This window comes from Lysobacter sp. N42 (assembly GCF_004344885.1).
Window position 1 is genome coordinate 166,583 of the sequence record NZ_SKFB01000001.1, and the last position, 25,051, is coordinate 191,633.

A 25,051-nucleotide genomic window follows, 5' to 3' on the forward strand; every position below is an offset into this window, starting at 1 on the left:
CTATGCAGCAGTTATCTTTTCGAGAAAACGCCTTTCAACTCTCTTTTCTGATAAACATATTGCTCCTAGCGGTTTCAATTGTGCTAGGCATGGTTTACCAAAGCCTTATCCCGGCACTAGTTATTGGCGTACCTGCTGTAGTCGTCCCTGCTTGGTTGTATCGCACGTTAGGCGACCATCCGGTTTCTCGTATTTCTTATGGCGTTGCCTATATGTTTTTCGCGGCACTCCATATTCACCAGTCACTTGGTTTTATTGAGGTTCACTTCGGCATCTTTGTATTGCTGGCGATACTCATTGTGTTTCGTGACTGGGTAGTTGTAGCGGTTGCTGCGGCGACTATAGCCGTGCACCACTTGTTATTCATGTATTTGCAAACTAGTGGCGTAGGGGTTTACCTCGTACCTATGGATCATGCAACGATCCCGATTATTCTATTGCACGCTCTGTATGTAGTGATTGAGTCAGCAGTCCTGATTGTAATTAGCCGCAGAAGTCTTCGTGAAGCTAAAGTAAGCCAATCATTCTTCAATGTTACGGATGCGTTAGTGAACGAGAGAGGCGAGATTAATTTGTCGGTACGCGCTAATCATGTGAAATCGCCATTAATAGACAAATTTAATGGTGTTCTAGACGTTATCGAATCGAGTTTAGTGACTGTTTCCGCCACTATAGATAGCAATGCGGAGATTTCAGAGCGTCTGGTTTCTCAGAGCGAACAGCTCAACCAAGGTATTGAGCGACAAACAAATGAGGTGCGTCGTATAGCCTCAGCGGTGGAAGAAAACACGCATTCTATTTCCGAAACCGAAGATCGCTCAAAAGATGTGTTAAGAACTGCAGAGCGTTCCGGTGAATTGGCTGTCCAAGGGCAAAGTGCTGTGTCCGAAACTAGGGAAAAGGTTACAGACTTAGTAAGCAAGCTGGAAACGTCGAAAACCAAAGTGGCAGACATGGCTGCGGCAGCAGAAGAAATACAAACCGTTTTGGAAGTTATCGACACGATAGCAGAGCAAACTAATTTACTTGCGTTGAACGCTGCAATTGAAGCTGCGCGAGCAGGGGAGTCGGGTCGCGGATTTGCAGTGGTAGCAGACGAAGTTCGTGTGCTCGCCAGTAAAACTCAAGGTTCTACCGAAAAGATACAAAAAACTATTGGGCGCTTAACATCGTCTAGCCAAGAATCTGTTAAAGCGGTTTCTGAGAGTTTAGAAGTAGTACAGCATGCCTCTGCGGCAGCGGGTTCGAGTGAGCAATTGCTTGTAGAAATCACATCTGAGGCGGAAAGGCTCACCAGATTCGTAAATGAAATTACTGGCGCAGTCAGTCATCAAAGACAAGCGAGTAGCGAGATTACGGAGAGTACAAGTACTCTTAGTGATATGGCGTCTGAGCAAGTTGAACAGTCAAATGAACTCAGCCAAATCTCAGACCGTCTTCATGACTTAACCGAAAACCTAAAAGCCAAGGCTGCAACGTTCAAGTTTGAAAAGCATGCCTAAGAAAATCATTTTAGTATTCGTGCTTTGGGTAGGAGTAACCTCAGCGGGCTTATATTTTTGGGCACTCTCAGACTTTGGTTACTTTGATGAGGGTTCGGTTTGGCTCGGACAAACTTCCTTTCCTTTAGAGCAATTAGAGCCAACAGAAGACCAAGGCTGGCTTGTTGTTCATATTCGAAAGCCTAATTGTCGGTGTAACATTCTAGCAGACAGGCATCAACAAACTGTGGAATGGCCTGCAAACGTAACGCATTTAACACTCACCGAAGAGCAAGCTAGAGAGCTAGGATTGCAAGTTCCCGCTGCTCCGATGTTAGTTATGGCGCAAATGAATGACACAAGGCTGCGGGCGCGTTATGCCGGGCCGTATGCTTCCGGCCCACTATGTTCCGCAAACAACAGTTTTATTCCCGAAGTACTCGCGTCTGCAGAATCGCAACAAACGGACATGCTTTGGCTAAACGGCAATGTCAAAGCATGTCGCTGTACTTAGTTTGAACCTTTTCGTGCCTTTAATACGTTGATCACGTCTGCGAGACTCAGCTCTCGCGCCTCTAATACGACAAGTAGGTGATATATTAGATCTGCACTTTCATTTAATAGCGCTTGGTCGTCTTGCGCTACTGCTGCTAAAGCCACCTCGACGCCTTCCTCGCCGACTTTCTGAGCGCACCGGCGTACGCCGCTTTCTAACAACGACGCAGTGTAGCTTTTTTCAGTGTTTGATTCTTTCGCTCGCGACTGAATGGTGCGGGTAAGTGCTGCTAATTCCGCCACACTAGGACTCTCAGACTCTGACCAACAGGTTGTGGAGCCTGTGTGGCATGTCGGCCCATTCGGTTTGGCTAAAACCAACAATGAGTCGAGATCGCAGTCGGCAGCAATACTGCTCCATTCTAGTGTGTGATTAGAGCTCTCTCCCTTAGTCCACAGGCGGCTCTTACTACGACTATAAAAGGTCACTAAGCCTGTCTCTAGCGATTTTTCCAACGCTTCCGGACTCATATATCCTTGCATAAGAACTTCACCGCTGAACTGATCCTGCACAATGCACGGCATCAGGTTGTCCACTTTACTCCAAGACAACTCGTTGATTTGGCTCTGTTGAGTGATTTTCATAGCAATGCTGTCTCCTTTGGCCTTACCGTAATACCTGCTTGTCCAAGCTGTTCTTTTAATTCGTCGATCTCAATAATGTTTTTGTGGAATACAGACGCTGCAAGCGCACCGTCCACATGAGCTTGCGCAAATACATCGATGAAGTGTTGAATCTCCCCTGCGCCTCCTGAGGCAATTAGCGGAACAGGGCAGTGCGCTCTCATTATTTCCAGTTGGTTGGTGTCATATCCTTGGCGAACTCCATCTTGGTTCATGCAGTTCAACACGACTTCACCTGCACCACGGCTGACCACTTCTTGCAGCCACTCTGAGGTTGTCCAGCGGGTTTTCGAAGACTTTGCTTCATCTCCCGTGAATTGATAAACCTCGTATTGGCTAGACTCTTCATTAAAGTGACTGTCTATACCCACAACAATGCACTGCTGGCCGAACGCGTCAACTAGATCAGATATGAGCTCTGGGTTCTCTAGGGCTGGTGAGTTAATCGAAATTTTATCTGCCCCCATAGCCAGAATATCTCTCGCTTGTTCCAATGTTCGAATACCACCCGCCACGGTAAAGGGGATATCTATCACTTGAGCAACTCTGCTGACCCATGATTTATCTACGACGCGTGCGTCAGAAGAGGCAGTTATGTCGTAGAAGACAAGTTCATCGGCGCCTTCTTGAGCGTAACGCTCGGCAAGTGGAACAATGTCTCCAACGATTTCATGGTTTCTAAACTGAACACCTTTTACGACCTGTCCGTTCTTCACATCGAGACAAGGGATTATGCGTTTCGCCAACATGAAAGTGCCTCCTGAAGATTAAACTGACCGGTTAACAAGGCTTTTCCTAATATCGCGCTGTCACAGTTCACGCGCTTTAAGGCAACTAAGTCGTCTAGGCTAGATACGCCGCCCGAGGCCTGCCAGGTAATATTGGGGAACTGTGCTTTTAATTCTTTGTATAATTCAACGTTCGGCCCTTTTAGCGTTCCATCTTTGCTTATATCAGTACATAACACGTGTTTGAGCCCGGCTTGAGTGAAGAAGCGCACGCAATCTTCTAGCGCTGTAGACGATTGCTTCTGCCAACCATGAGTCGCTAGCCACTTATTACCGTCACTGTCGATATTAATATCGAGTGCTAATACTATGCGGTCGGGACCGAATTTGTTCATCCAAGTGGCAACCAACTCTGGTTGAGTTACCGCTAGAGAGCCAATAACTACACGCTGTACGCCCGCTTCGAAGAGTCCCGTAAGGTCTGATTCCTGGCGAATACCTCCGCCGGTTTGTACATTGAGCCCAGACTCCAGAGCGATACGCTCGATTAAGCTGAGCTGTCTCTGTTCCGGGTTTTTAGCACCGTCTAGATCTACTAAATGAATCCATTCACTACCTTGTTGTTGATATGTTTTAGCAACAGCGACAGGGTCTGAGTGATAAGTGGTTTGTTGCTCAAAATCGCCTTGGTGAAGCCGAACAACTTGCCCCTGAATAAGGTCCAGCGCAGGTATTAACATGGGAACTCCATAAAATTCTTAAGTACGACTGAGCCCGCAGGACCAGAGCGTTCTGGGTGAAATTGAACACCCATGAAATTATTTTTTGCGATAGCTGCCGAAAACTTCTGACCATACTCGCAACTTGCGATGGTATTGCCTGTCTCGGGCACCGCAAAGCTGTGAACATAATAGAAGTAGGGGTCTTGCAGCCCATTGAACAAGGGGTGACTTGTTACTTCTGTTTTGTTCCAGCCCATATGTGGCAGAGGAAGCTTATCTAAGTTCGCTAGCTTCTGAACTTCTGCTGGAATCACATTGAGACATGGAATGGTTGTGCGTGAGTCTTTGCGTTTGGTTTCATAAGAAAGCTCAGTCAGAATCTGCATCCCCAAACAAATACCCAGCACGGGTTGTGTTAAACCCTTTAAAGTTCCGATTAATTCTAGCTCCTGCAAAGCATTCATAGCTTCGCTTGCGGTGCCTACACCCGGCAGTACAACGCGTTCGGCATTTTTGAGTTGCTCACTGTTTGCGGTAACTACCGGTGTTTCGCCTAATCGTTCGAAAGCGTATTTCACCGAAGCTAAGTTGGCACAGCGAGTGTTTACAATGGCTAATCGCACTTATAAAACTCCTTTGCTGGAAGGAAGTTCATTGCCTTCCTGTTTAATAGCTTGGCGCAAAGCACGACCAAAAACTTTAAATAGGCTTTCTACCTGGTGGTGAGTGTTCCCCTCTGTCGTGGACAGGTGTAAGCTCATTTTCGTACTGTCACTCATTGAGCGAAAGAAGTGCTCAACCATTTCCGTATTCAGTGTACCCACGTTGTTTTGAGTAAAGTTTGCTTTGAATTCCAACCAAGGTCTACCCGATAAATCGATTAGGCATTCTGCACGGCATTCGTCCATGGGGAGGGCAAAGCCGAACCGACCAATACCTCGTTTATTACCCAATGCCTGGCGCATGGCTTCACCCAGCGCCAAAGCTGTATCTTCCACCGTGTGGTGATCGTCAATGTGTAGGTCGCCTGAAACGTCTATAGCGAGAGAGAAGCCACCGTGTGTAGCGATCTGCTCTAGCATGTGGTCGAAGAACCCCACGCCGGTATTAATCTGAATAGGCTGGGTAGCGTCTAGGTTAACGCTAATATCTATTTGCGTTTCTTTGGTGGCACGTCTCACCTTTGCCGCACGGTTGGCGGTGGTTAGCCGTTGTACAATGTCCTGCCATGAATATTCTTGTGGGTCATATTGGATGCCTTCAATACCCATGTTCTCTGCAAGCTGAATGTCGGTCGCTCTATCTCCGATTACAAAAGAACGTGCGAAGTCGACTCGACCTTGCTGCAGATAGTCTTTGACTAAGCCTAATTTCGGTTTCCGACAACTGCAGTCGTCACTATCAAAGTGTGGGCAAATAAGCACATCGTCAAAGCGAATGCCTTGAGTTATAAAAATATCCATCATCGCGTTTTGAGCAATTTCAAAATCTTCTTGAGGAAAACTTGAAGTGCCCAACCCGTCTTGGTTACTGACCATCACGAGGCGAAAGCCAAAGTCTTGCAAGGACAACAGCGCAGGAATGACGCCCGGTTCAAGCTTAAGTTTGGCTAGTGAATCGACTTGCTTATCGATTTTCGGTTCTTCAATGAGTGTGCCGTCGCGGTCTATAAAAAGAATAGGACTAGCTTTCATTGTGTATCTCCTGGAAATTGACTCAAGGCTTCGATAACTGCGTCGTTCTCCGCAGGACTGCCCACGGTTATTCTTAAGCAGTTCGACAAATTAACTTGTGAAGACTGATTGCGAATTAAAATGCCCTTTGCTTGTAAGTAACTCATTACTTGCTCAGCATTCTCGACTTGAAAAAGAACAAAGTTAGTCACGCTTGGAAATATCAGCTTCACCCAGCTGAAAATTGCCAATTGCTTGGACAAACGCTCTCTTTCTCCTTGCGCTTCAATAATATTTTGTCGAGTTTGTATGAGTGCATCAGCTGTCAAAGCTTGTTGCGCAACTTGAATACTAAGATCTGGCAACGGGTACGGTGCGAGAACAGGTGTTAACGCCGCGATAATTTCAGGGTTTGCTAACGTAAATCCTACTCTTATACCGGCTAAACCAAATGCCTTGGACAAGGTGCGAGTAATTACCAAGTTCGAATACTGCTCTAATAGTTGAGTTGCCGAAGTTGATTCTGAGTATTCAATATAAGCCTCATCAACAACCACGATGCATTTACCTTGACTCGCTTCTAATACTGCATTTAAGTCGCTCTCTTCTATTAGGTTCCCCAGCGGATTAGATGGTGTGCATAAGAACACAATCTTCACGCGTTCTAGGTTAGCCTTAACTTCATCTATGTCGAGCTGCCAAGCGCCATTTTCCTTTCCGTCTTGTAAAAGTGGAACACTTACTACGGAGTTGTTATTTAGCTTGGCTGAAATAGCGTACATGCCATACGTTGGCGGGCAGATCATGACTTTGTCTTGCCCTGGCTCACAGAATGCACGAATGAGTATGTCTATAGCCTCGTCACTACCTCTGTGGCTGAGAACCTGATCAGGGTTAACGCCCGCGTACTGAGCATAAGCTCGATTGAGATCACTGGACTGAAAATTAGGATAACGGTTGAGGTTTTCCGTCGAAACATTCCAGTTCGAGCTATAAGGGTTTTCATTCGCGTTAAGCCAAATATTACCCCCACTCATACTGCGTCTTGCCGACTCATATGCTTGCATTCCCTGTAAGTGAGGGCGCAGTAGTTGCACTACGGAGCTCATAATTGTTCTCCTAAGTCAGCTTGCATGCGCTTGCTTTGCAAGCGGAGAGAAACAGCTCTCGCGTGGGCATCCAGCTTTTCTTCTTCAGCTAAATCAACAATGGTTGTACCCAGTTGCTTTAGCCCCGCAGCTGTAACTCTTTGTGTAGTGTAGCGGCGATAAAAGTCAGCTAACCCCAAACTACTATAGCTGCGCGAGAAGCCATAAGTAGGTAACACATGGTTGGTTCCGGTGGCATAGTCGCCTCCGGCTTCTGGTGTGTAGTGGCCGATAAATATAGAACCAGCGTTACGAAGGTTAGGTAACAGAGCTTCTGGCTCTGAAACCTGCAGACTCAGGTGCTCCGGTGCATACAGCTCACTTACTTGCACGGCTTCTTCTAAGTCGGAAGTATGAATGAATCGGCTTTGTTCCATTGCTTGTATGGCAATTTCTGCTCGCGGCAAGTTACTGAGCTGTCGCTCTAAGGCTTTCGCTGTTTGCTTTAGTATCTCGGCGCTTGAAGACACTAAGATAACTTGGCTGTCTGGACCGTGCTCAGCTTGAGACAATAAATCTGACGCTATAAATTCTGGTTCCGCACTTTCGTCTGCAATCACTAATAGTTCAGATGGGCCGGCAGGTAAGTCGATTGCTGGCCCGCCTGCAACTTGGCTTGCCTGTTGCTTGGCTTCGGTAACATAACTATTGCCTGGCCCAAATATCTTTTGTACTGCGGGTACAGTCTCAGTACCGAATGTCATTGCGGCAATAGCTTGAGCTCCACCGCCGAGTAATATTTTACTAATCCCACATTTTTGCGCAGCGTAGCAAATTGCTGGCGCAACCTCGCCCTGCGGTGTAGGAGGTGTCATTAGAATAACTTCATCACAGCCCGCAATTTGAGAAGGGACGCCAAGCATAAGCACAGTACTGGGCAAGCTAGCACTGCCTCCTGGAATATATAAGCCGACTTTTGCTAACGGCGTGTAACGCAGCGAACAAGTTACACCCGCACTGGTTTCAATACTTTGCTCTTGCGGCTTTTGCATATTGTGGAACTGAGCAATGTTTTGATATGCCTCGTCGATAGCCTTACGAACTTTAAGACTCGTTTGAGCTGCAAGACTAGCAATAGCTTCCTTTGTAAGCGCAAGTGTTGATAGCCGCACACCATCAAACTTTTCGGTATAGCTAAGTAGAGCTTTATCTCCGCTCTGTTTCACGTCACGCATAATGTTCGCAACACTAGCGCTTAACGACTCGCTTACCTTTTGTGTTGGGCGTTGTAACAGTTCTTGCTGCTGTTCCGATGCAAGTGACGCCCAAACCGTGGGGCTTGGTAATTTTATGTTTAACATATTTAACCCATCATCTTTTCAATCGGTAACACCAAGATTGAGCTACAACCTAAATCCTTGAGTTGCTCCATCGTTTCCCAAAATAGATTTTCAGTGCTTACTACATGCACAGCCACTTGTTGGTCGGTGTGACTTAACGGTAGAACAGTGGGGCGCTCGGCTCCAGGTAAGATACGTTCAACAGCTTCTAATTGATCGACAGGAGCGTGCAACATAATGTATTTGCTTTCTTTTGCCAGTTGTACGCCGTCAATACGCGTAAGAATACGGTTCAATAATTCTGCTTTTTCCGTAGATAGTTTGTTTGGGCTTTGAATAAGTTGAGCTTGAGATCTAAATATAACTTCTTGTTCAACTAAGCCGTTTGCTTCTAGCGTTGCGCCGGTGGAAACTAAGTCGCAAATAGCTTCAGCCAAGCCTGCTCGCGTTGCAACCTCAACGCTACCGGTAAGCATTACGGTCTGTGCATTTATTCCCTTAGCTTTTAGGTATGCTTCGGTGATTCTTGGGTAAGTTGTCGCAATACGTTTGCCTTCCAAGTCGTTCAAGTCGCTATAACTATCTTCTTTCGGTGTTGCTATACTGAGCCTGCAACCTCCAAATTCGAGTCTGCGAAGCGATGAAAACTGGTCGCTTTGTTGCTTAATTTGTCGCTCTAATTTCTCTTCTTCTAGAACGTTTTCACCAACAAGTCCAAGGTCAACTACACCGTCCATCACTAAACCTGGAATATCGTCGTCACGCACGCGAAGTAGGTCGATAGGGTGATTCGTGCTGTGCGCCATTAGGCGTTGTTCGTGAATATTGAACTTCACACCACACGCTTTAAGTAGTGAGAGTGATTCTTTGCTTAAGCGTCCAGACTTCTGGATAGCGATAGTTAATCTTTGATTCTCAGACATTTTATACTCCTAAAACGAAAAACCCTCGGAAGGAGCGCTTCCAAGGGTTTCTTTGTCCTGAAAGGCTCGCTAATGAAATGGCCTTTCTGGTTTTGTATACACAACAGAAATCGGCCGCTACGTGAAGTGGCGGTGATGATGCACTAAGTTGTATATATAATTGCTCATTTAAATACCGTAAATTCGTTATCTTTCTCACAAGTTGTATAAATGCTATCAAACTAAATCTTGCGCAGCAACGAATTCTGTTAAAAAAGTTAAATTGTTTAATTTTTGTTCATTTGTGCCGATAATATAGGTGTATCGGTGATCAAAGAGAGACCAAAAGTGAGCCAAGATCTAATATTTCCGTTGTTACCGAGGAATACAAAAATTGATTTAGGTAATGACTTAGAGCGCGTAAAGCAGTTGCAGAAGAAGCAACGTATCAAAGGTGTTCGCCCTGAAGAGGGGGGTGACACTCAGCATGCGCGTATTGAAGAGCGGCAGCGTAAAATGCAAGAGGATAGTCGTCGCCAGCATGAAAAAGACCAAAAGCCTGAACAGGAAACTCAATTAGAGCATGACGATGATGACCCAAAAGGTCACAACTTAGACACTTTTGCGTAATTTAAGCTCGTACCGGGCTTACACGAGGAAGTATCAGTGTGAAAGTCGTGCCTTCGTCAGGCTTACTTTCTACTTTGATATCACCATTCAACTTTTGGCGCACAAGGTTGTATACGATAGGCATTCCTAAGCCGGTTCCACCTTCATTGCGTTTAGTCGTGAAGAAGGGTTCGAAGACTTGCTGAACAACTTGTGGCTCCATACCACTGCCGTTGTCTTTAAAGGTAATCTTGATGTTGTCGCCCGGAGCGGGCTCGGCTGCTAAGGTTATTGTTCCGGTACTGCCCTCAAACCCATGGCGAATGGAATTCGTTGTTAGGTTGGTAATAATTTGAGCCATAGCACCAGGAATGGTTGTCATAGTTATTTTACTATCAACTAAAATCTCATACTTAATTTGAGCACGGCGCAATTCAATAGACAGTGTTGACATGATCTCTTCGAGATATTCTCTTAGATCTATTTCACGACGCTCAGACACCATTTGGTCAACGGCAACTTGTTTGAAGTTACTAATGAGTCGGGCAACGCGAGACAAATTCTTTTCGGTAAGAGACAACGACTCTTCTGCTTTACTTAAGAAAGCGTCGAGTTGCTCCCGTGTCAGTTGTTGTGTAGAAATTGTTTCGATGAGTCGCTCACGTCGGTCATTGAGCATAGTCGTTGCCGTTAAAGCGACGCCCAGAGGGGTATTTACTTCATGCGCTACGCCTGCAACTAAGTTACCTAGGGCAGCCATCTTTTCCGACTCGACTAGTTTATCTTGGGCTGCACTAAGCTCATTCAACGTTTTCATGAGCTCATCGGCGGTTTTGCGTTTATTCACGTACATCACAATACTGAGCACTGCAAACACAAACGCAAAGAGTAAACCAATGCCAATATAGAGCAAAAAGTCTTGTTGGCGAGAAATAGTTTGCTCTCTATTTTCGATAAGCTGGAGTTGCTCTTCTATTTCTGCATTCTGAGCGAGTAACCTTTGTTCTTGGTCCGCCAGGATATCTCTATTACTGGCAATCCGCTCACTAAGCACAGCGCTTTCGTCTTGCCGCTCTTGCAGTAACTGCTCTTTCTCGATGAGCTCTTGCTCTTGTTCGTCCAAACGTTGCTGAGACTGTCGAAGCTGCTGCTGGATCGTGGCAAGTTGTTCCTCTCGAACCAAAATACGCTCACGCTGCTCGTCTAGCTCGGTGAGGTACTGAGTAAGTCTGTCTCGTAGGTTGGCAACGGCGATTTCTCTTTCTTCTAGGGTGCCGGCCTGTGCACTTAGGATGTCATCACGCTCGCGTATAGCCTGCTCTAACATTTCAATACGCTCGTTCAGCTGGCGCTCACGCTCTTGCATATTTTCTATTTCGAGTTCGTAAGCCTCTACTTGTTCAGTAAGCGTCTGTTCTTGAGATTTTTGTCGTCTAAGTTCTACCAGAAGTTCTAATTCATCTCCGGTAATGTCGAACAAACCGTTTTGAATTCTCAGTCCTGCCTGCTCGATGAGTTGACTATTAACTTGATAACTTAGCTCTAAATTCTCGTTAGAGGCTAGGTTGATCATTGTGTTGCCGCGGATGTCGCCTTGGATAGTAATAACAAGTATATTTCGGCTACGGGCTAACGACTCAATTTGACTGAGTTGCCCTTGGGCACGTGGACCAACGAGTAGGGCGTCAATATCATTGAGTTGGGTTGTTCGAAGAACTTCTCGCAGCCTTAAGGGTAAACCACGAACCGGCTCGAGCTGCACTCTGTTTAATTCTTCTAGGACTTCGGGAGCTTCAATGATACCAAGCTGCAAGGTGTCTTTTTGGTTTTCATCGGGCCAGGCAATAAACTTCACCACGGTTGAAAAATAAGACGCGTATAACTCAGACTCGGAAACGTCCTCAATCGCCTGCTGGGCATTACCCAAAGACGAAAATAAGAGTAAAGTCAGCAGTAAACTAGCAAGAAGTTTCTTGCAGCTTTTTATCATGCGTGTAACCTTTGCTGTATCGAGACGTTTAGCGGCTTATTTGAAGTCCAATATTAACACAATCACCTGTATATGACCCCTATTGATAAAGTTTTTTCAGAAAATGGCGTACTAAGCCAAGCGCTACCCCATTTTTCTCCTCGACCATCCCAATTAGAAATGGCGCGTGCAGTGCATGGGTTGAAAAAAACGGGTGAGCAGTTAGTCGTGGAAGCGGAAACAGGAACGGGGAAGACGTTTGCTTATCTAGCTCCTGCTCTATTAAAAGATGGCAAAGTCATTGTTTCCACCGGTACCAAAAACTTGCAAGAACAGCTATTTCACCGAGACATGCCGGCATTGAGAGATGTATTGTCACCAGACAAGGTTGTCGTGTTGTTAAAGGGGCGGTCTAACTATCTGTGCCTACATCGACTCGAACAAGCTGTTCGACATCCTAAAAACCTTAGGGAAGAAGGTTTAGCTCAACTCCAGTCGGTTAGAACTTGGGCGAATAAAACGCGCACAGGGGACATGGGTGAATTGTCTAGTTTGCCGGAAGACGCAATCGTTCTGCCGCAAGTTACCAGCACGCAAAGCAACTGTTTGGGGCGGGAGTGTCCGCATTATGAAGAGTGTTATTTGGTTAAAGCGCGTAAAGAGGCTTTAGAGGCCGACGTTGTGGTTGTTAACCATCACTTGTTTTGCGCCGACTTAGCGTTAAAGGAAACCGGCTTTGGAGAGCTCATTCCCGACGCCGATTTGGTGATATTTGACGAAGCGCATCAATTACCGGAAATCGCCAGCCAATATTTCAGCACGAGCTTTTCAACTCGGCAGATAAGCGACTTGTGCCAAGATGTCGATGTGCTTTATCGAACCGTTCTTAAAGATGCCAAGGCCGTTTCTCAGATGGCTCAGCAATTAGAGCGAGCTGCTCGTGAGTTAAGGCTGGCATTTTCACCTGACTCGGAACGTTCGAGCTTACGCCAGGTTTTAGCTGAGTCCTCTGTAAGTAGTGCGCTGCAAAACTTTGAGGAACAGTTAGATAAGTTCGAAGTGATTGCGAAAACCCAAGTGGGTCGCGACAAGGCTTTTGACCAGTGTATCGAGCGTGTAGAGTTTATTCGCAAGCAGTTGCAAACGATAACTGCAGTCGAAGAGGTTGGGTATAGCTATTGGTACGAAACCAGTAAGTGGCATGTTAGCTTTAATAGAACACCTTTGTCTGTGGCGGAACCATTCTCTAAAATTATGGCCGACCACCCTGCAAGGTGGGTATTTACATCGGCTACATTGACCGTAAATAATCAGTTCCATTTCTTTACCGACAAGCTGGGTTTGAAAAACGCCCAAACGTTGTTGTTGTCTAGCCCTTTCGACTATCAGCGCCAAGCGGTTCTGTGCTTGCCTCGTTATTTGCCAGAACCGAATGATCGCAGCATGGTGAATCATTTGTTTACGATTGCTAAGCAGGTTATTGAAGCTAACGAGGGTGGAACATTTTTATTGTTTACTAGCTATCGAATGCTAAATTTAGTTGCGGAAAAGCTAGAGAAAGAAACAGAGAGAACTATTTTAGTCCAGGGCGAAACCAGCAAACGTGAATTGTTGGCAACCTTCAGTGAAGAGGGCAATGCAGTACTGCTTGGCACCAGCTCCTTTTGGGAAGGGGTAGACGTTCCGGGTCGAGCATTAAGGTGTGTTCTTATCGATAAACTACCGTTTGCCTCTCCAGACGATCCGTTATTGCAGGCGATGATGGAAGATTGCCGCAGGCAAAACCGTGATCCATTTCGAGAGATTCAAATACCGCAGGCGGTTATTGCAATGAAACAGGGCTCAGGAAGGTTGGTGCGCTCGGTACATGATGAAGGCGTGCTGATTGTCTGCGATAATAGACTTGTTACTCGGCAATATGGACAATTATTTCTGAATAGTTTGCCTAATATGAAACGCACACGAGATTTAAATGTGGCTTTAGATTTTCTACGGCAAGCTGCACCAGAAACAAAAGAGGTGAATTAATCTGTGAAGCACACTGATTCTGGCGAGTTAAAAGTTTTAGCGATCGATACATCTACCGAGTATTGCTCAGTAGCCTACTGCGACGGTGAACAAATTATTTATCGTGGTCGTGAAGCTCCGCGAGAACATGCGGACCTGGTCTTGCAATATGTGGACGAAATATTAAAAGAAGCGCAGGTTTCATTAGACCAATTAGATGGCTTAGCGTTAGGTAAGGGCCCCGGCTCTTTTACCGGGGTCCGAATTGCAGCGAGTATTGGGCAAGGACTCGCGTTTAGCCATAACTTGCCGGTAGTGGGTATTTCAAGTTTAGAAGCGATGGCTTATCAAGCGTATCGATTGCATGATGCAAGCCAAGTTGTTGCCGCGATAGACGCTCGTATGGGTGAAGTGTACTTCGGAACTTACAGTGTGAGTGAGAGTCGAATTAAAGTGTGGGGTGAAGAGTCTGTAGTTCCTCCTAGTAATGTTCTGAGCTGCGTAGCGGATGAATTTAAAAAGCAAGATGGAACTTATTTTGGCGTGGGTACTGGTTGGGTTACATATCCTGACGCGTTGTCCAACGCGCTGGAGAGTTTACCGGATATAGAGCTGTCTCATTCAGTGCGCTTTCCACATGCTATAGATTTGGCAACACTAGGACGTGAGCGCCTCAAACGAGGTGAGGGCGTTGCAGCTGAAGATTTTCAGGTGCATTATGTGCGTAATGAAGTAACTTGGAAAAAGTTGCCCGGGAAGTGATTTTTAGCGAGCTATTTAAATGATAAACAGCACTGACTTATCTAATTTTGCGGTCAATGTTGAACCTAGCCGAGCTGGTCAGGAGCAGCAACGAAGCGCAAATAATGCTGAATCGCAAACGCGTCAACAGAATGCGTCTGAGGTTGGACGTCGTGCGCAGCTGCAGTCAGAGGGCCCGGTATTTGAAGCTGCGTTAAAAGAACGAGAGGCCATTACATACGACGAGCCCGGACAAACTCAACGTTCTGCTGTGGGTAGTTATAGTCAAGTTGCCAGCTTCGAACGCAGAGACTCTATCCAGTCGATGATAGGTATAGATGTTTTTGCCTAATTCAATAGCGTCATAAAGAGGTACTGCAATGCGTCATCTTTTTAAGCACATCAAATTACCTGTTCAAGTTATTGGTTTAATTTGCGCGTTTGCAGTTTTGAGTGGTTGTGCGTCAAGGTATCCTGAAGAATTAAGAACTGATCAAACCGAACTTGTTGAATTCAGTCAGGCTTTTACTGAGTCTCAAGCGCATATTGGCTCGCCAGCTCGCTGGGGTGGTGTGATCGCGGAAGTTAAAAACTTGAGCGAGTCCTCTATCATTGAAGTTGTTCAATTTGAACTTTCCGGTTACGGTCGCCCCCATGTAACCGAGGAAAGCCCCGGTCGTTTCCGTATTCGAGTAGCGGGATTTGTCGATCCGGAGATTTACAAGAAAGGTCGAGAAGTTACGGCGTTTGGATTGTATTCAGGATTGGAGCCTGGGCATATTGGTGAATACGAATACATGTTCCCCATGCTTGAAAGTGAAGGACTGCATTTGTGGCAAGAGCGCCCAGAACGCAGCCGTGTAGATGTTATTTTCCACCATCCATATCCTGCGTACCGATTTCGTTTCTGGGGCCCATATCCTTACTTTCCAGCAGTTGGAAGTGAAGGAGATAATCGGCCTCCCCTTCAGCAAGGGCCTAGAGAGCAAGGTCAGCGCGAGAGCGGTGGCCCACAGCAAAACAAGCAGTAAGCTTTAGGTCATATATGTTAGAAGTTACCGTTCAATGTGCGGGTCTAGAACTGTCCGCACAATCTAGTAAAGCCTTATCCGATTTTGACGCTGAACAACCTGTAGTTCTTTTTCTTCATGGTTGGCTAGATAACTCCGAAAGCCTTGTTCCCTTGGCTAAACAATGTGACGCAGAGCAACTTTTGGTGCTTGATTTACCCGGGCATGGAAAATCTCAGCACCGAAATGAAGGTGCGTACTATTATTTTTCTGAATGGGCGTTAGATATTGCCGCCATTATTGAACACTATAAATGGCATAACGTGATTTTAGTTGGACATAGCATGGGCGGGTTTATTGCTCAGCTCGCAGCGCTTGCTCAACCGGAAAAAATATCTGCTTTGTTCCTCATCGAGGCGTTTGGTTTATTAACCTACAAAGAAGAGGAAACGACAGACAAATTGCGACAAGCATGGGAGTCGAGGCTAGCGTTGAAACATAAAGAGGCACCAGCCTATGCTAGTTTCGATAGAGTTCTTAAAGCGCGTGCAGAACGCGGAGACATAGCAGCTGAAACCATTGAGCCGGTAGTGTTGCGTAACATGATGGAGACATCGAAAGGATGGCAATGGCGTATCGACCCAAGGGTTCGTTTAGGCTCTCCATTTCGTTACTCCTTGAGTCAGGTTGACAATCTAATGTCGAATTTGAAATGTCGTTTAGTGCTTATTCGTGGCTCAAAGGGTTTTCAAGACATAGACCAAGCAGTGAACCGCTGGGGTCAGAATTTACATATAAAGGTGATAGAGGGCGGTCATCACGTACATTTGGAGCAACCAGCGAAAGTTGCCATGCACTTAAACGCATTTATTTTGCATAAAAACTGAATAACTAGGATTCAATGGTCGGATGTGCGAAGATACGGCGCAATTCAATTTAGGTGTCTACCATTGTATAAGAACCTATCAGTAGAATAGAACAAGACAAAAGCAGGAGCTGAAACTGTGGAAAAATCATGGGTAAGTCGCTATCCAAACGGAGTAGCCTCAGAAATCGATCCGGATCATTACGCTTCACTTGCGGACATCTTTGAAGAAAGCGCAGAAAAGTATGCTTCTAATGACGCATTTGTAAACATGGACCGAGTTTTAACCTTCAAAGAACTTGATGAGTTATCAACGCAGTTCGCAGCTTATTTGCAGAGTATCGGCCTTAAAAAAGGCGACCCAGTTGCTATTATGATGCCTAATTTACTGCAGTATCCTGTGGCTATTTTTGGTGCGTTACGTGCAGGTATGGTTGTTGTTAATGTAAACCCGTTGTATACAGCTCGTGAACTTAAGCATCAGCTTACAGATTCTGGTGCGAAAGCGATTGTGATTTTGAAAAACTTCGCAACTACACTGCAAAAAATTCAAAAGGACGTAAACCTAGACAAAGTTATCGTAACGGGTATTGGCGATATGCTGCCTGCGCCAAAGCGTTGGATAGTTAACTTTGTAGTGCGTCATGTGAAGAAAATGGTGCCTCCATATAGTTTAGACAACGCTATTGAATTCAATGCAGCATTGTCGGAAGGATCTCAAAAGTCATTCCAGCGCCCTGAAATTTCAGGTGACGATCTTGCTTTCCTTCAGTACACCGGTGGTACAACAGGTGTTTCTAAAGGTGCAATGCTGACACATCGCAATATGGTTTCAAACCTAGAGCAAGTTTCAGCCATGATCTTGCCATTGGTTGACGATGGTAAGGAAGTGGTGATAACAGCGCTACCGCTTTACCACATCTTTGCGCTTACGGCGAATTGCTTAACCTTTATCAAGCATGGTGGGTTTAATGTTCTAATTACTAACCCTCGAGATATGCCTGGCTTTGTTAAAGAGTTAGGGAAATATAAATTCTCGGTATTGTCAGGTGTAAATACTCTTTTCAATGGCTTATTGAATACCCCAGGTTTCAGTAACTTAGACTTTTCAAAGCTGAAAGTTGCTTTGGGCGGCGGCATGGCCGTGCAAAGACCGGTAGCTGAACAATGGGAGAAAGTCACTGGCTCTGCGTTACTTGAGGGTTATGGTTTAACTGAGTGTTCTCCCGTAGTTACGGTAAACCCTTATGATATTGAACATTACACGGGCAGCATTGGTATTCCAGTACCTTCCACCGACGTGAAAATTGTCGACGAAAATGGTGACGAAGTACCGATGGGTGAGCCGGGTGAGCTTATCGTAAAAGGTCCACAGGTTATGGTCGGTTATTTAGGCCGTCCAGAAGCTACGGCTGAATCTATTAAAGATGGCTGGTTCTATACGGGCGACATGGGTACCGTAGATGAGCATGGTTATTTCAAGATTGTTGATCGTAAGAAAGACATGATTTTGGTATCAGGCTTTAACGTATACCCTAACGAAATTGAAGACGTTGTAGCGAGTCATCCGAAGGTTCTTGAGGTTGCTGCTGTAGGTGTTCCTCATGACTCTTCTGGCGAGGTCGTTAAGATTTTCGTTGTGAAAAAAGACAGCTCGTTAGAAGAAAAAGAACTTCGGGAGTTTTGCCGAGAAAACTTAACGGCGTATAAAGTACCAAAGCTTGTTGAATTTAGAGACGAATTGCCGAAGACCAATGTAGGCAAGATACTCCGTCGAGAATTGCGAGATGAACAAAAGTAATGACTTTGCAATTTGAACAGATAAACGCCACCAATGCATTGGTGGCGTTTTGCGATCAGGCTGGGGATAAAGACTGGCTAGCTGTAGACACTGAATTCGTGCGAACGCGCACCTATTACGCCAACTTGGGGTTAGTACAGTTAGCTACGGAAGAAGCATGTGCGGTGGTTGATCCTTTGCAGGTAGAAGACATGTCTTGCCTTTGGGAGTTGCTGTCTGAGCAAAGAAGAACAACCGTGATGCATGCTGCCGGAGAAGATATTGAAATTCTGCGGCAGAAAAATAGTGAAGCGCCTAGTCAGTTGTTTGATACTCAAATCGCTTGGTCCTTTCTTTCTCAAGGAGACCAGATTGGCTACGCCGGATTAATTGAGCATCACTTTGGTGTTGAACTTGATAAGTCCCTGTCTAGAACAGATTGGCTTGCTCGGCCTTTATCCGCAGCGCAATTACAATATGCAGCCGCAGATACCTACTATTTAGCGAAGGTTTATCCAGAGCTTAAAGCACAGTTGGAGCAGTCAAAATGGGCTGATATTTTCCAGCAAGAGTGTGATTTTCAGTTGAGCAAGAGATCTCGCACCGCAAACCCTGACTATGCTTGGAAAGATATAGGAATATATTCGCAGCTCAATGGGCAGCAACGCGCGGTGTTCGCAAGTGTCGCGAAATGGCGATTGCAAACGGCTCAGAAGGAAAATATCGCGGTACCGTTTTTGTTAAAAGATCCAGCTCTTGCCGAAATTAGCCGTATGCAACCCACAAACAAAAGAAAGCTAGCTGAGGTTGAAGGCGTGCATCCGAGTGTCCTACGAAAAAGAGGCCAAGCGATTTTAGATGCGGTAGCTGAAGGACTGGAGCAAGCAGAAAGTGATTGGCCGCCTGCAATACCAAGGTTAGATGATCATTCCGGTTATAAATCTTGGTTCAAAGCCGCAAAAAAACTGGTTAACGAGCGGGCTAACGAGGTTTCTGTGGCTCCCTCGATGCTGGGTTCTCGAAAGCAAATTAATGAAGTGTTTGTATGGAGTTGTTTTGTCCCCGATGAATTGAAGTCCAAGTTGTTTAAACCCGAACTACTTGAGAGCTGGCGCAGTGATGTTGCTGGTAAAGAGTTATTAGAACTTGCGAATGATTTACGTTAGGAAAGTATTTGAATGTGGTGTGTTGTATTAAGATCGAATAAGAAAGCTGACACTTATTTGTATTTACCAGAGTCAGCTGAATTTGATGACTTGCCAGAGAACTTAAAGGTTTTATTTAAGTCTTATGAGCAGGTGATGAAACTATATTTAAAAGAAGACAAAAAGTTAGCGCGGATTACGGGTGCGGAACTTATCAAGCACTTACAGGAACCTGGATATTATTTACAACTACCTCCGGTTACTGAAAACTTATTGAAACAGCACGCAGCTAACAACAAGGAGTAGATTATGCGTAAGTTTGGGTTGTTTATTATTTCACTTCAGTTATTGCTTTTACCTTGGTCTGTTTCTGCTGTAGACGAAGCAGGTTTTCCTGCGTACGTGGAAACTCTAAAACAAGACGCGCTAGCACATGGTATCTCTGAGCAGACTGTAGAACGCGCATTTAGTAACGTAGAGTTTTATCAACGAGCGGTTTCTGCAGACCGAAATCAACCTGAATTCACCATAACCCTAGACACGTATTTACCCAGAGCAGTACCAGACTGGAAGGTTCGTCAAGGCTTGCAAAATTACAATGAACATCGTGAACTTTTAGAAGAAATTGCTGAAGAATATGGTGTTCAAGCTCGCTTTATCGTCGCTTTGTGGGGGATAGAAACGAACTATGGCGGTTATACGGGTAACTTCAAAGTCATTTCCTCTTTGTCGACCATGGCCTACGAAGGGCGCCGAGAAGAGTTTTTTAAGCGTCAGTTGATGCAGGCGTTAGAGATTATTGATGCAGGGCATATTGAACCGGAGCAAATGATTGGTTCTTGGGCTGGAGCAATGGGTCAGACCCAGTTTATGCCTAGCTCGTTTTTAGCGTATGCAGTAGACCACGACCAAGACGGTAAAATTGATATTTGGAACAGTCACGCAGATGTTTTTGCTTCAGCGGCAAACTATCTTTCTAGCGTGGGTTGGGACGACAGCAAGACTTGGGGCAGACAAGTTCAAATACCGGAAGGATTCGATGTGTCATTAGCCTCGCGAGATAACAAAAAGACACTTGCTGAATGGCAAGAGCTTGGCGTTCGCCGTTACGACGGAAGTGACTTGCCTACTCGAGATATACAAGCTGGTTTAGTTATGCCTGACGACGAGAACGGCCGTGTATACCTCACTTACGACAACTGGGATGTGTTAATGGACTGGAACCGTTCTAATTATTTTGTCGTTGTTGTGGGCTATTTGTCAGACCGGATCAAGTTAGGAAGATAATGCCTTTTTGGGACGACAAGCCCTTAACGGAGCTTGACGAACAAGAGTGGGAACAGTTATGCGATGGCTGCGGTAAGTGCTGCTTGCATAAGGTACTTCCAACCCGCGAAGATCTACCTGAAGATGCGCCGATGCAAGCTGGCGAAGAGTTGCATTATGTGAATGTAACTTGCCAGCTTCTGGACACAGAAACGGGCGGCTGTAAGCATTACCAGAACAGGCTGAGTTATGTGCCGGACTGTGTCGTGTTGTCTGCAGATAATATAGAAAAGATACACTTCATGCCGCCCAGCTGTGCCTATCGTTTACGGGCAGAAGGAAAGCCTATACCCACTTGGCATCCACTTCGTCATAATGGCTCAAGAATACCTATGGTGGAAGCCGGTATGGCTACAACTGGCTACCCATTATATAACGAGCTCGACCCAGAACTATCTGAAAACGAGCTAGAGATTATTCGCTGGCCTCTTCATATTGCCAAATAATACAGCAGCTCTAGGTCTAAATTCGACGCTGCTTAACGAGCCTAATGCCCAAAATAACTAACGCTAGAGCAACATAGAAAGCAAAAATAATACGCATCCATTCGCTCATGACCATACCCAGAAACTGCCAGCTGTAGTCGGTGCATAGGCCGCCTGCACCGAAGAAGAAGGGTATCCATTCATGTAAAGGAAGCCAGCTCGGGAAGTTCGGATAGGGGCTACAGCTTGCAAATAGCGGGTTCGCTGCAGTTTGTAGCCAAACATGATGGTGAGCTACATACAAACCATAACCAGCACTTGCTAGCCAACCAATAAAGCCTACAGCTCGATATGCGACATTTTCTGGTTTAAGCCATGCAATCCCAGTAAAAATAACTAATAGCAGCACAGCTATACGTTGGTAAACACATTGAACACAAGGTTGTAAGCCCATTCCGTGCTGAAAATATAAGGCCGTAACAAGTAAAATTAATGCAGAGCTACAAAGTAGCGCCCATGACCATTTTTGCTCAGGCCATTTAGAAACTGGCGACATGCTTGGTTTTCCTTTACGTGCTGTTTACTCAATTGGGGACTCTAAACTACCACAATAAGTTGCTACACCGCGAGTGAACTAATAAACTTGTCCGACCAATGAGGGCGCGTTACAATCTCGTGTCAAAAATAATTAATTGAGCCCATGCTGTAAGACAGGACTATTACATTGACCCACATGATCATCAAAGCGAAAAGCCCTGCGGGTTTTGCAGAAGAGTTTATTGTTAAGTCTATTTGGAAAGGTGACTTTGCACCGGGCTCTATTTTGCCTGCGGAGCGTGAGCTTTCCGAGCTTATCGGCGTAACTAGAACAACACTGCGCGAAGTATTGCAAAGGCTAGCAAGGGACGGTTGGTTAACGATTCAGCATGGTAAGCCAACTAAAGTGAATAACTTTTGGGAAACTTCGGGCTTAAATATTCTGGAAACATTGGCTCGTCTAGACGAAGAGGGCATGCCTGATCTGGTTGATCAGCTTCTTTCTGCGCGCACAAACATTAGTGCTATCTATATTCGCGCCGCATTACGTCATAACCCAGAAAAAGCTAACGCAATATTGCAGGAGTCTGAAGGGCTAGAAGACGATGCGAAAGCTTACGCAGAGTACGATTATTATCTGAACCATGAACTTGCAATGGCGTCAGAGAATTCGATTTACGTTCTTGTACTTAATGGTTTTAAAGGCTTGTATGCGCGTATCGGTCAATTCTATTTCTCTAAGCCGGAAGCCAGAGCTCTAGCTAAAGAGTATTACAGAAGAATGAGAGCGTTAGCAGAGAGCGGCGACCATCAAGAAGCGTTGAACCTTGTGCGTAAATACGGCTACGACTCTGCCGCAATTTGGAAGCAGTTAAGAGATTCTATTCCAGAAAATTTGGTCGAATAATTTTAAAGAGAATAAAAAAAAGCGAACTTTCAAAGTTCGCTTTTTTTATGCTTAAAAACTAGGAGCTCTATTAACCGAAGTTCTTAGAAGCAAAATCCCAGTTTACAAGTGCCCAGAAAGCTTCCATGTACTTAGGACGAGCATTTCTGTAGTCGATGTAATAAGCGTGTTCCCATACATCAACAGTAAGCAACGGAGTTAAACCGTCTTCAGTAATAGGGGTTGCTGCGTTACTGGTGTTGTGAATATCAACAGAGCCGTCTGATTTTTTCACAAGCCATGTCCAAGCAGAACCGAAGTTGTTCACAGCGCTGTCAGTGAAAGCTTCTTTAAACTTCTCGAAAGAGCCCCACTTAGCGTTAATTGCGTCTGCAAGTGCACCTGTAGGTTCGCCGCCACCATTTGGGCTTAGGCAGTTCCAGTAGAACGTGTGGTTCCAAACTTGAGCTGCATTGTTGAACAAGCCACCACTTGAGTTGCGAATGATGTCTTCCAACGACTTACCAGCCATGTCTGTGCCTTCAACCAAACCATTTAGTTTAGTTACGTAAGTTTGGTGATGCTTGCCATAGTGATACTCAAGAGTCTCAGCAGAGATATGCGGTTCCAATGCATTCTTCTCATACGGTAACGCTGGTAATTCAAATGCCATAATCGGGTCTCCGTTTGTTGAATAAAGCGTGTTTGTAAGTAGACGCTACACAGTATAGCTAAATGCCTGGTCCGTAACCAGTAAACGTCTTACCACTGGTCTCTATACTGGGGATAAAAAGATAAAATTCAAGGGAGAACGAATAATCATTTTATGCTAGGATCTGCGGCAAATTCGCAGTATCGAAGAGGCAACCTATGCAAGAGAATATGTCAGAAGACGTTAAAGCTGTACACGACAAAATTCGTGAGCAAATTGCTGAGCACACGGTGCTTTTGTATATGAAAGGATCTCCAAAACTTCCAAGTTGTGGGTTCTCTTCACAGGCATCTCAAGCCCTAATGAGCTGTGGTAAGCCTTTTGCGTATGTAGACGTATTGCAAAACCCTGATATTCGCGCTGAATTGCCGAAGGTAGCCAATTGGCCAACGTTCCCACAACTCTGGGTTAACGGTGAGCTTGTTGGTGGCTGCGACATTATCATGGAAATGTTTCAGCAAGGCGAATTACAAACGCTTATTACAGAAGCAGTACCAGACGAAAACCCAACTGCTTAAAAAGAAAAGATTTTATATGGGGGGAGCTCTCACTGAGCTCCTTTTTTATGTTCTAACTAAAAATGGAGTAATGCATGGCTGTATTAGTTGGCCGCAAGGCACCTGATTTTACCGCTGCGGCAGTAACTGGAACTGGTGAGATTGTTGAAAACTTTACGTTGAGTGAAGAAATTAAGGGCCAAAAAGCGGTTCTTTTCTTTTACCCACTAGACTTCACATTCGTTTGTCCTTCTGAGTTAATCGCTTTCGACAAGCGTTTAGCTGAATTTGAAGAGCGCGGCGTGAAGGTTATTGGTTGTTCAATCGATTCACAGTTTAGCCATAATGCCTGGAGAAACACTGCTGTTGAGAGCGGTGGTATTGGTGCGGTTAAATACCCACTAGTTGCAGACGTGAAGCATGAAATTGTGAAAGCGTACGATATCGAGCACCCAGAAGCTGGTGTAGCGTTCCGTGCATCTTTCTTAATCGACGAAGAAGGTAACGTACGTCACCAAGTAGTAAACGACTTACCACTTGGCCGTAACATCGACGAAATGCTTCGTATGGTAGATGCATTATTGTTCCATGAAGAGCACGGTGAAGTTTGCCCTGCAGGTTGGAACAAAGGCGACGAAGGTATGAAAGCAGATGCGAAAGGCGTTGCTGATTACTTGAGCAAAAACCAAGCTAAACTTTAATAATTAAAGTTTTACCTTAAGGTTTTAAGAAAAACGGCTCCTCGAAGGGGCCGTTTTTTTATTCTCCTTGCCAGCCTCCAAGCTGACTCCAGCGGTTTACTATCCAGCAGAACAACTCAGCTGTGCGCTCTGTGTCGTAAACAGCCGAATGCGCCTCCTTTTGGTCGAACTCTATACCTGCGGCTTTGCAAGCCTTCACCAAGACCGTTTGTCCGAGCGCTAAAGCAGAAAGTGAGGTGGTATCGAATGTTACGAACGGGTGGAAAGGGTTTCTCTTAAGGTTGGCGCGCTCCGCGGCAGCCATCATAAAGTTGTGATCAAAAGTTGCGTTGTGACCGACCAAAACCGAGCGTTGGCAGCCAGCCTCTTTTTGCGCCTTTCTTACTTCTTTAAATATATCTCTTAACGCTTCGCTTTCACTCACAGCTCCTCGTAAGGGGCTATGTGGATCAATGCCATTAAACTCGATTGCTGCCTGTTCGATATTGGCGCCTTCGAAAGGTTCTACATGAGCATGCACTGTTTTATAGGGCTCAAGGTCTCCACTTTCATTAAATGCTAACAGAACCGCTGCAATCTCTAATAATGCATCGGTTTGAGCATTAAAACCTGCGGTTTCGACATCAATAACAACCGGCAAGTACCCACGAAAGCGAGACTTCATCAAACTAAAATCGAGTGACATGCAAACTCCTTTATTTCTTAGGGTTAAAGTATGCCAGAAGGCA

At 45.4% G+C, this 25,051-nt stretch carries 28 protein-coding genes; 16 read left to right on the forward strand and 12 right to left on the reverse strand.

Annotation, left to right across the window (positions count from 1 at the left end; translation table 11 throughout):
• Positions 1–2: 2 nt before the first annotated feature.
• Together EYQ95_RS00850 and EYQ95_RS00855 are read left to right on the forward strand one after the other, a co-directional pair.
• Positions 3–1,502 carry a methyl-accepting chemotaxis protein gene (locus EYQ95_RS00850; protein ID WP_111914664.1) on the forward strand — a complete coding sequence of 500 codons (1,500 nt, stop codon included), beginning with the start codon at positions 3–5 and terminating at the stop codon, positions 1,500–1,502.
• Positions 1,495–1,995: a DUF6436 domain-containing protein gene (locus EYQ95_RS00855; protein ID WP_111914663.1), complete on the forward strand. Its 501-nt coding sequence runs from the start codon at positions 1,495–1,497 to the stop codon at positions 1,993–1,995. Before EYQ95_RS00850 ends, EYQ95_RS00855 begins: the two co-directional genes overlap by 8 nt.
• On the opposite strand, the gene hisIE is transcribed toward EYQ95_RS00855, so the two are convergent.
• From hisIE to hisG, 8 genes are read right to left on the reverse strand one after another with little or no spacing between them, the layout of a single operon-like run.
• A complete protein-coding gene (gene hisIE / locus EYQ95_RS00860) occupies positions 1,992–2,621 on the reverse strand; it encodes a bifunctional phosphoribosyl-AMP cyclohydrolase/phosphoribosyl-ATP diphosphatase HisIE (protein WP_111914662.1) in 630 nt (209 codons plus the stop codon). The two genes, EYQ95_RS00855 and hisIE, sit on opposite strands and share 4 nt — an antisense overlap.
• Entirely contained in the window at positions 2,618–3,409 is a 792-nt protein-coding gene (gene hisF, locus EYQ95_RS00865) for an imidazole glycerol phosphate synthase subunit HisF (protein ID WP_111914661.1), read from the reverse strand. The genes hisIE and hisF overlap by 4 nt, the downstream gene beginning before the upstream one ends.
• Positions 3,391–4,128, reverse strand: a complete 738-nt coding sequence (hisA, locus tag EYQ95_RS00870) for a 1-(5-phosphoribosyl)-5-[(5-phosphoribosylamino)methylideneamino]imidazole-4-carboxamide isomerase (protein ID WP_111914660.1) — start codon at positions 4,126–4,128, stop codon at positions 3,391–3,393. Before hisA ends, hisF begins: the two co-directional genes overlap by 19 nt.
• Complete coding sequence (gene hisH / locus EYQ95_RS00875) at positions 4,122–4,733, reverse strand: imidazole glycerol phosphate synthase subunit HisH (protein WP_111914659.1); 612 nt, start codon at positions 4,731–4,733, stop codon at positions 4,122–4,124. Before hisH ends, hisA begins: the two co-directional genes overlap by 7 nt.
• Positions 4,734–5,804, reverse strand: coding sequence for a bifunctional histidinol-phosphatase/imidazoleglycerol-phosphate dehydratase HisB (hisB, locus tag EYQ95_RS00880; protein WP_111914658.1), 1,071 nt, complete (start codon positions 5,802–5,804; stop codon positions 4,734–4,736).
• The gene (hisC, locus tag EYQ95_RS00885; RefSeq protein WP_111914657.1) at positions 5,801–6,892 is read right to left on the reverse strand and encodes a histidinol-phosphate transaminase; all 1,092 of its coding nucleotides are present in this window, start codon (positions 6,890–6,892) and stop codon (positions 5,801–5,803) included. The genes hisB and hisC overlap by 4 nt, the downstream gene beginning before the upstream one ends.
• Positions 6,889–8,232, reverse strand: coding sequence for a histidinol dehydrogenase (gene hisD / locus EYQ95_RS00890; RefSeq protein WP_111914656.1), 1,344 nt, complete (start codon positions 8,230–8,232; stop codon positions 6,889–6,891). Before hisD ends, hisC begins: the two co-directional genes overlap by 4 nt.
• Before the next feature lie 2 nt (positions 8,233–8,234).
• Positions 8,235–9,134, reverse strand: coding sequence for an ATP phosphoribosyltransferase (gene hisG, locus EYQ95_RS00895; RefSeq protein WP_111914655.1), 900 nt, complete (start codon positions 9,132–9,134; stop codon positions 8,235–8,237).
• A 327-nt stretch (positions 9,135–9,461) separates the two neighbouring features.
• On the opposite strand from hisG, the gene EYQ95_RS00900 reads away from it, so the two are divergent.
• Positions 9,462–9,743 carry a hypothetical protein gene (locus tag EYQ95_RS00900; RefSeq protein WP_126266338.1) on the forward strand — a complete coding sequence of 94 codons (282 nt, stop codon included), beginning with the start codon at positions 9,462–9,464 and terminating at the stop codon, positions 9,741–9,743.
• A gap of 1 nt (position 9,744) precedes the next feature.
• On the opposite strand, the gene EYQ95_RS00905 is transcribed toward EYQ95_RS00900, so the two are convergent.
• A complete protein-coding gene (locus EYQ95_RS00905; protein WP_111914653.1) occupies positions 9,745–11,712 on the reverse strand; it encodes a YfiR/HmsC family protein in 1,968 nt (655 codons plus the stop codon).
• Between the two features lie 72 nt (positions 11,713–11,784).
• Here EYQ95_RS00905 and EYQ95_RS00910 point away from each other — a divergent pair, with 72 nt between their 5' ends.
• The 10 genes from EYQ95_RS00910 (at position 11,785) to EYQ95_RS00955 (ending at position 21,011) form a co-directional block, all read left to right on the forward strand.
• Entirely contained in the window at positions 11,785–13,719 is a 1,935-nt protein-coding gene (locus EYQ95_RS00910) for an ATP-dependent DNA helicase (protein ID WP_111914652.1), read from the forward strand.
• Positions 13,720–13,722: 3 nt separating this feature from the next.
• Complete coding sequence (gene tsaB, locus EYQ95_RS00915) at positions 13,723–14,460, forward strand: tRNA (adenosine(37)-N6)-threonylcarbamoyltransferase complex dimerization subunit type 1 TsaB (RefSeq protein ID WP_111914651.1); 738 nt, start codon at positions 13,723–13,725, stop codon at positions 14,458–14,460.
• Positions 14,461–14,479: 19 nt separating this feature from the next.
• On the forward strand, positions 14,480–14,791 hold the full coding sequence (locus tag EYQ95_RS00920) for a hypothetical protein (protein ID WP_111914650.1): 312 nt from the start codon (positions 14,480–14,482) through the stop codon (positions 14,789–14,791).
• A gap of 28 nt (positions 14,792–14,819) precedes the next feature.
• Positions 14,820–15,470 (forward strand): Slp family lipoprotein, encoded by a 651-nt coding sequence (locus EYQ95_RS00925; RefSeq protein ID WP_111914649.1) that lies wholly within the window; start codon positions 14,820–14,822, stop codon positions 15,468–15,470.
• A 14-nt stretch (positions 15,471–15,484) separates the two neighbouring features.
• Entirely contained in the window at positions 15,485–16,336 is an 852-nt protein-coding gene (locus tag EYQ95_RS00930) for an alpha/beta fold hydrolase (protein WP_111914648.1), read from the forward strand.
• A gap of 117 nt (positions 16,337–16,453) precedes the next feature.
• Positions 16,454–18,115: a long-chain-fatty-acid--CoA ligase FadD gene (gene fadD / locus EYQ95_RS00935; protein WP_111914647.1), complete on the forward strand. Its 1,662-nt coding sequence runs from the start codon at positions 16,454–16,456 to the stop codon at positions 18,113–18,115.
• Complete coding sequence (gene rnd, locus EYQ95_RS00940; RefSeq protein WP_111914646.1) at positions 18,115–19,260, forward strand: ribonuclease D; 1,146 nt, start codon at positions 18,115–18,117, stop codon at positions 19,258–19,260. Before fadD ends, rnd begins: the two co-directional genes overlap by 1 nt.
• Before the next feature lie 12 nt (positions 19,261–19,272).
• A complete protein-coding gene (locus tag EYQ95_RS00945; protein WP_111914645.1) occupies positions 19,273–19,545 on the forward strand; it encodes a YcgL domain-containing protein in 273 nt (90 codons plus the stop codon).
• Between the two features lie 3 nt (positions 19,546–19,548).
• Entirely contained in the window at positions 19,549–20,526 is a 978-nt protein-coding gene (locus EYQ95_RS00950) for a lytic transglycosylase domain-containing protein (RefSeq protein ID WP_111914644.1), read from the forward strand.
• Complete coding sequence (locus tag EYQ95_RS00955; RefSeq protein WP_111914643.1) at positions 20,526–21,011, forward strand: YkgJ family cysteine cluster protein; 486 nt, start codon at positions 20,526–20,528, stop codon at positions 21,009–21,011. The genes EYQ95_RS00950 and EYQ95_RS00955 overlap by 1 nt, the downstream gene beginning before the upstream one ends.
• 16 nt (positions 21,012–21,027) lie before the next feature.
• Here the strand turns inward: EYQ95_RS00955 and dsbB are convergent, their stop codons facing one another.
• On the reverse strand, positions 21,028–21,546 hold the full coding sequence (gene dsbB / locus EYQ95_RS00960; RefSeq protein WP_111914642.1) for a disulfide bond formation protein DsbB: 519 nt from the start codon (positions 21,544–21,546) through the stop codon (positions 21,028–21,030).
• A gap of 177 nt (positions 21,547–21,723) precedes the next feature.
• On the opposite strand from dsbB, the gene fadR reads away from it, so the two are divergent.
• Positions 21,724–22,434, forward strand: a complete 711-nt coding sequence (gene fadR / locus EYQ95_RS00965; protein ID WP_111914641.1) for a fatty acid metabolism transcriptional regulator FadR — start codon at positions 21,724–21,726, stop codon at positions 22,432–22,434.
• A gap of 70 nt (positions 22,435–22,504) precedes the next feature.
• Here the strand turns inward: fadR and sodB are convergent, their stop codons facing one another.
• Complete coding sequence (sodB, locus tag EYQ95_RS00970; RefSeq protein WP_111914640.1) at positions 22,505–23,086, reverse strand: superoxide dismutase [Fe]; 582 nt, start codon at positions 23,084–23,086, stop codon at positions 22,505–22,507.
• A 197-nt stretch (positions 23,087–23,283) separates the two neighbouring features.
• Here sodB and grxD point away from each other — a divergent pair, with 197 nt between their 5' ends.
• Together grxD and EYQ95_RS00980 are read left to right on the forward strand one after the other, a co-directional pair.
• Complete coding sequence (grxD, locus tag EYQ95_RS00975; protein ID WP_305764667.1) at positions 23,284–23,643, forward strand: Grx4 family monothiol glutaredoxin; 360 nt, start codon at positions 23,284–23,286, stop codon at positions 23,641–23,643.
• A 74-nt stretch (positions 23,644–23,717) separates the two neighbouring features.
• Complete coding sequence (locus EYQ95_RS00980; RefSeq protein WP_111914639.1) at positions 23,718–24,323, forward strand: peroxiredoxin; 606 nt, start codon at positions 23,718–23,720, stop codon at positions 24,321–24,323.
• Positions 24,324–24,381: 58 nt separating this feature from the next.
• Here the strand turns inward: EYQ95_RS00980 and rnt are convergent, their stop codons facing one another.
• Complete coding sequence (gene rnt / locus EYQ95_RS00985) at positions 24,382–25,008, reverse strand: ribonuclease T (RefSeq protein WP_111914638.1); 627 nt, start codon at positions 25,006–25,008, stop codon at positions 24,382–24,384.
• Positions 25,009–25,051: the final 43 nt, after the last annotated feature.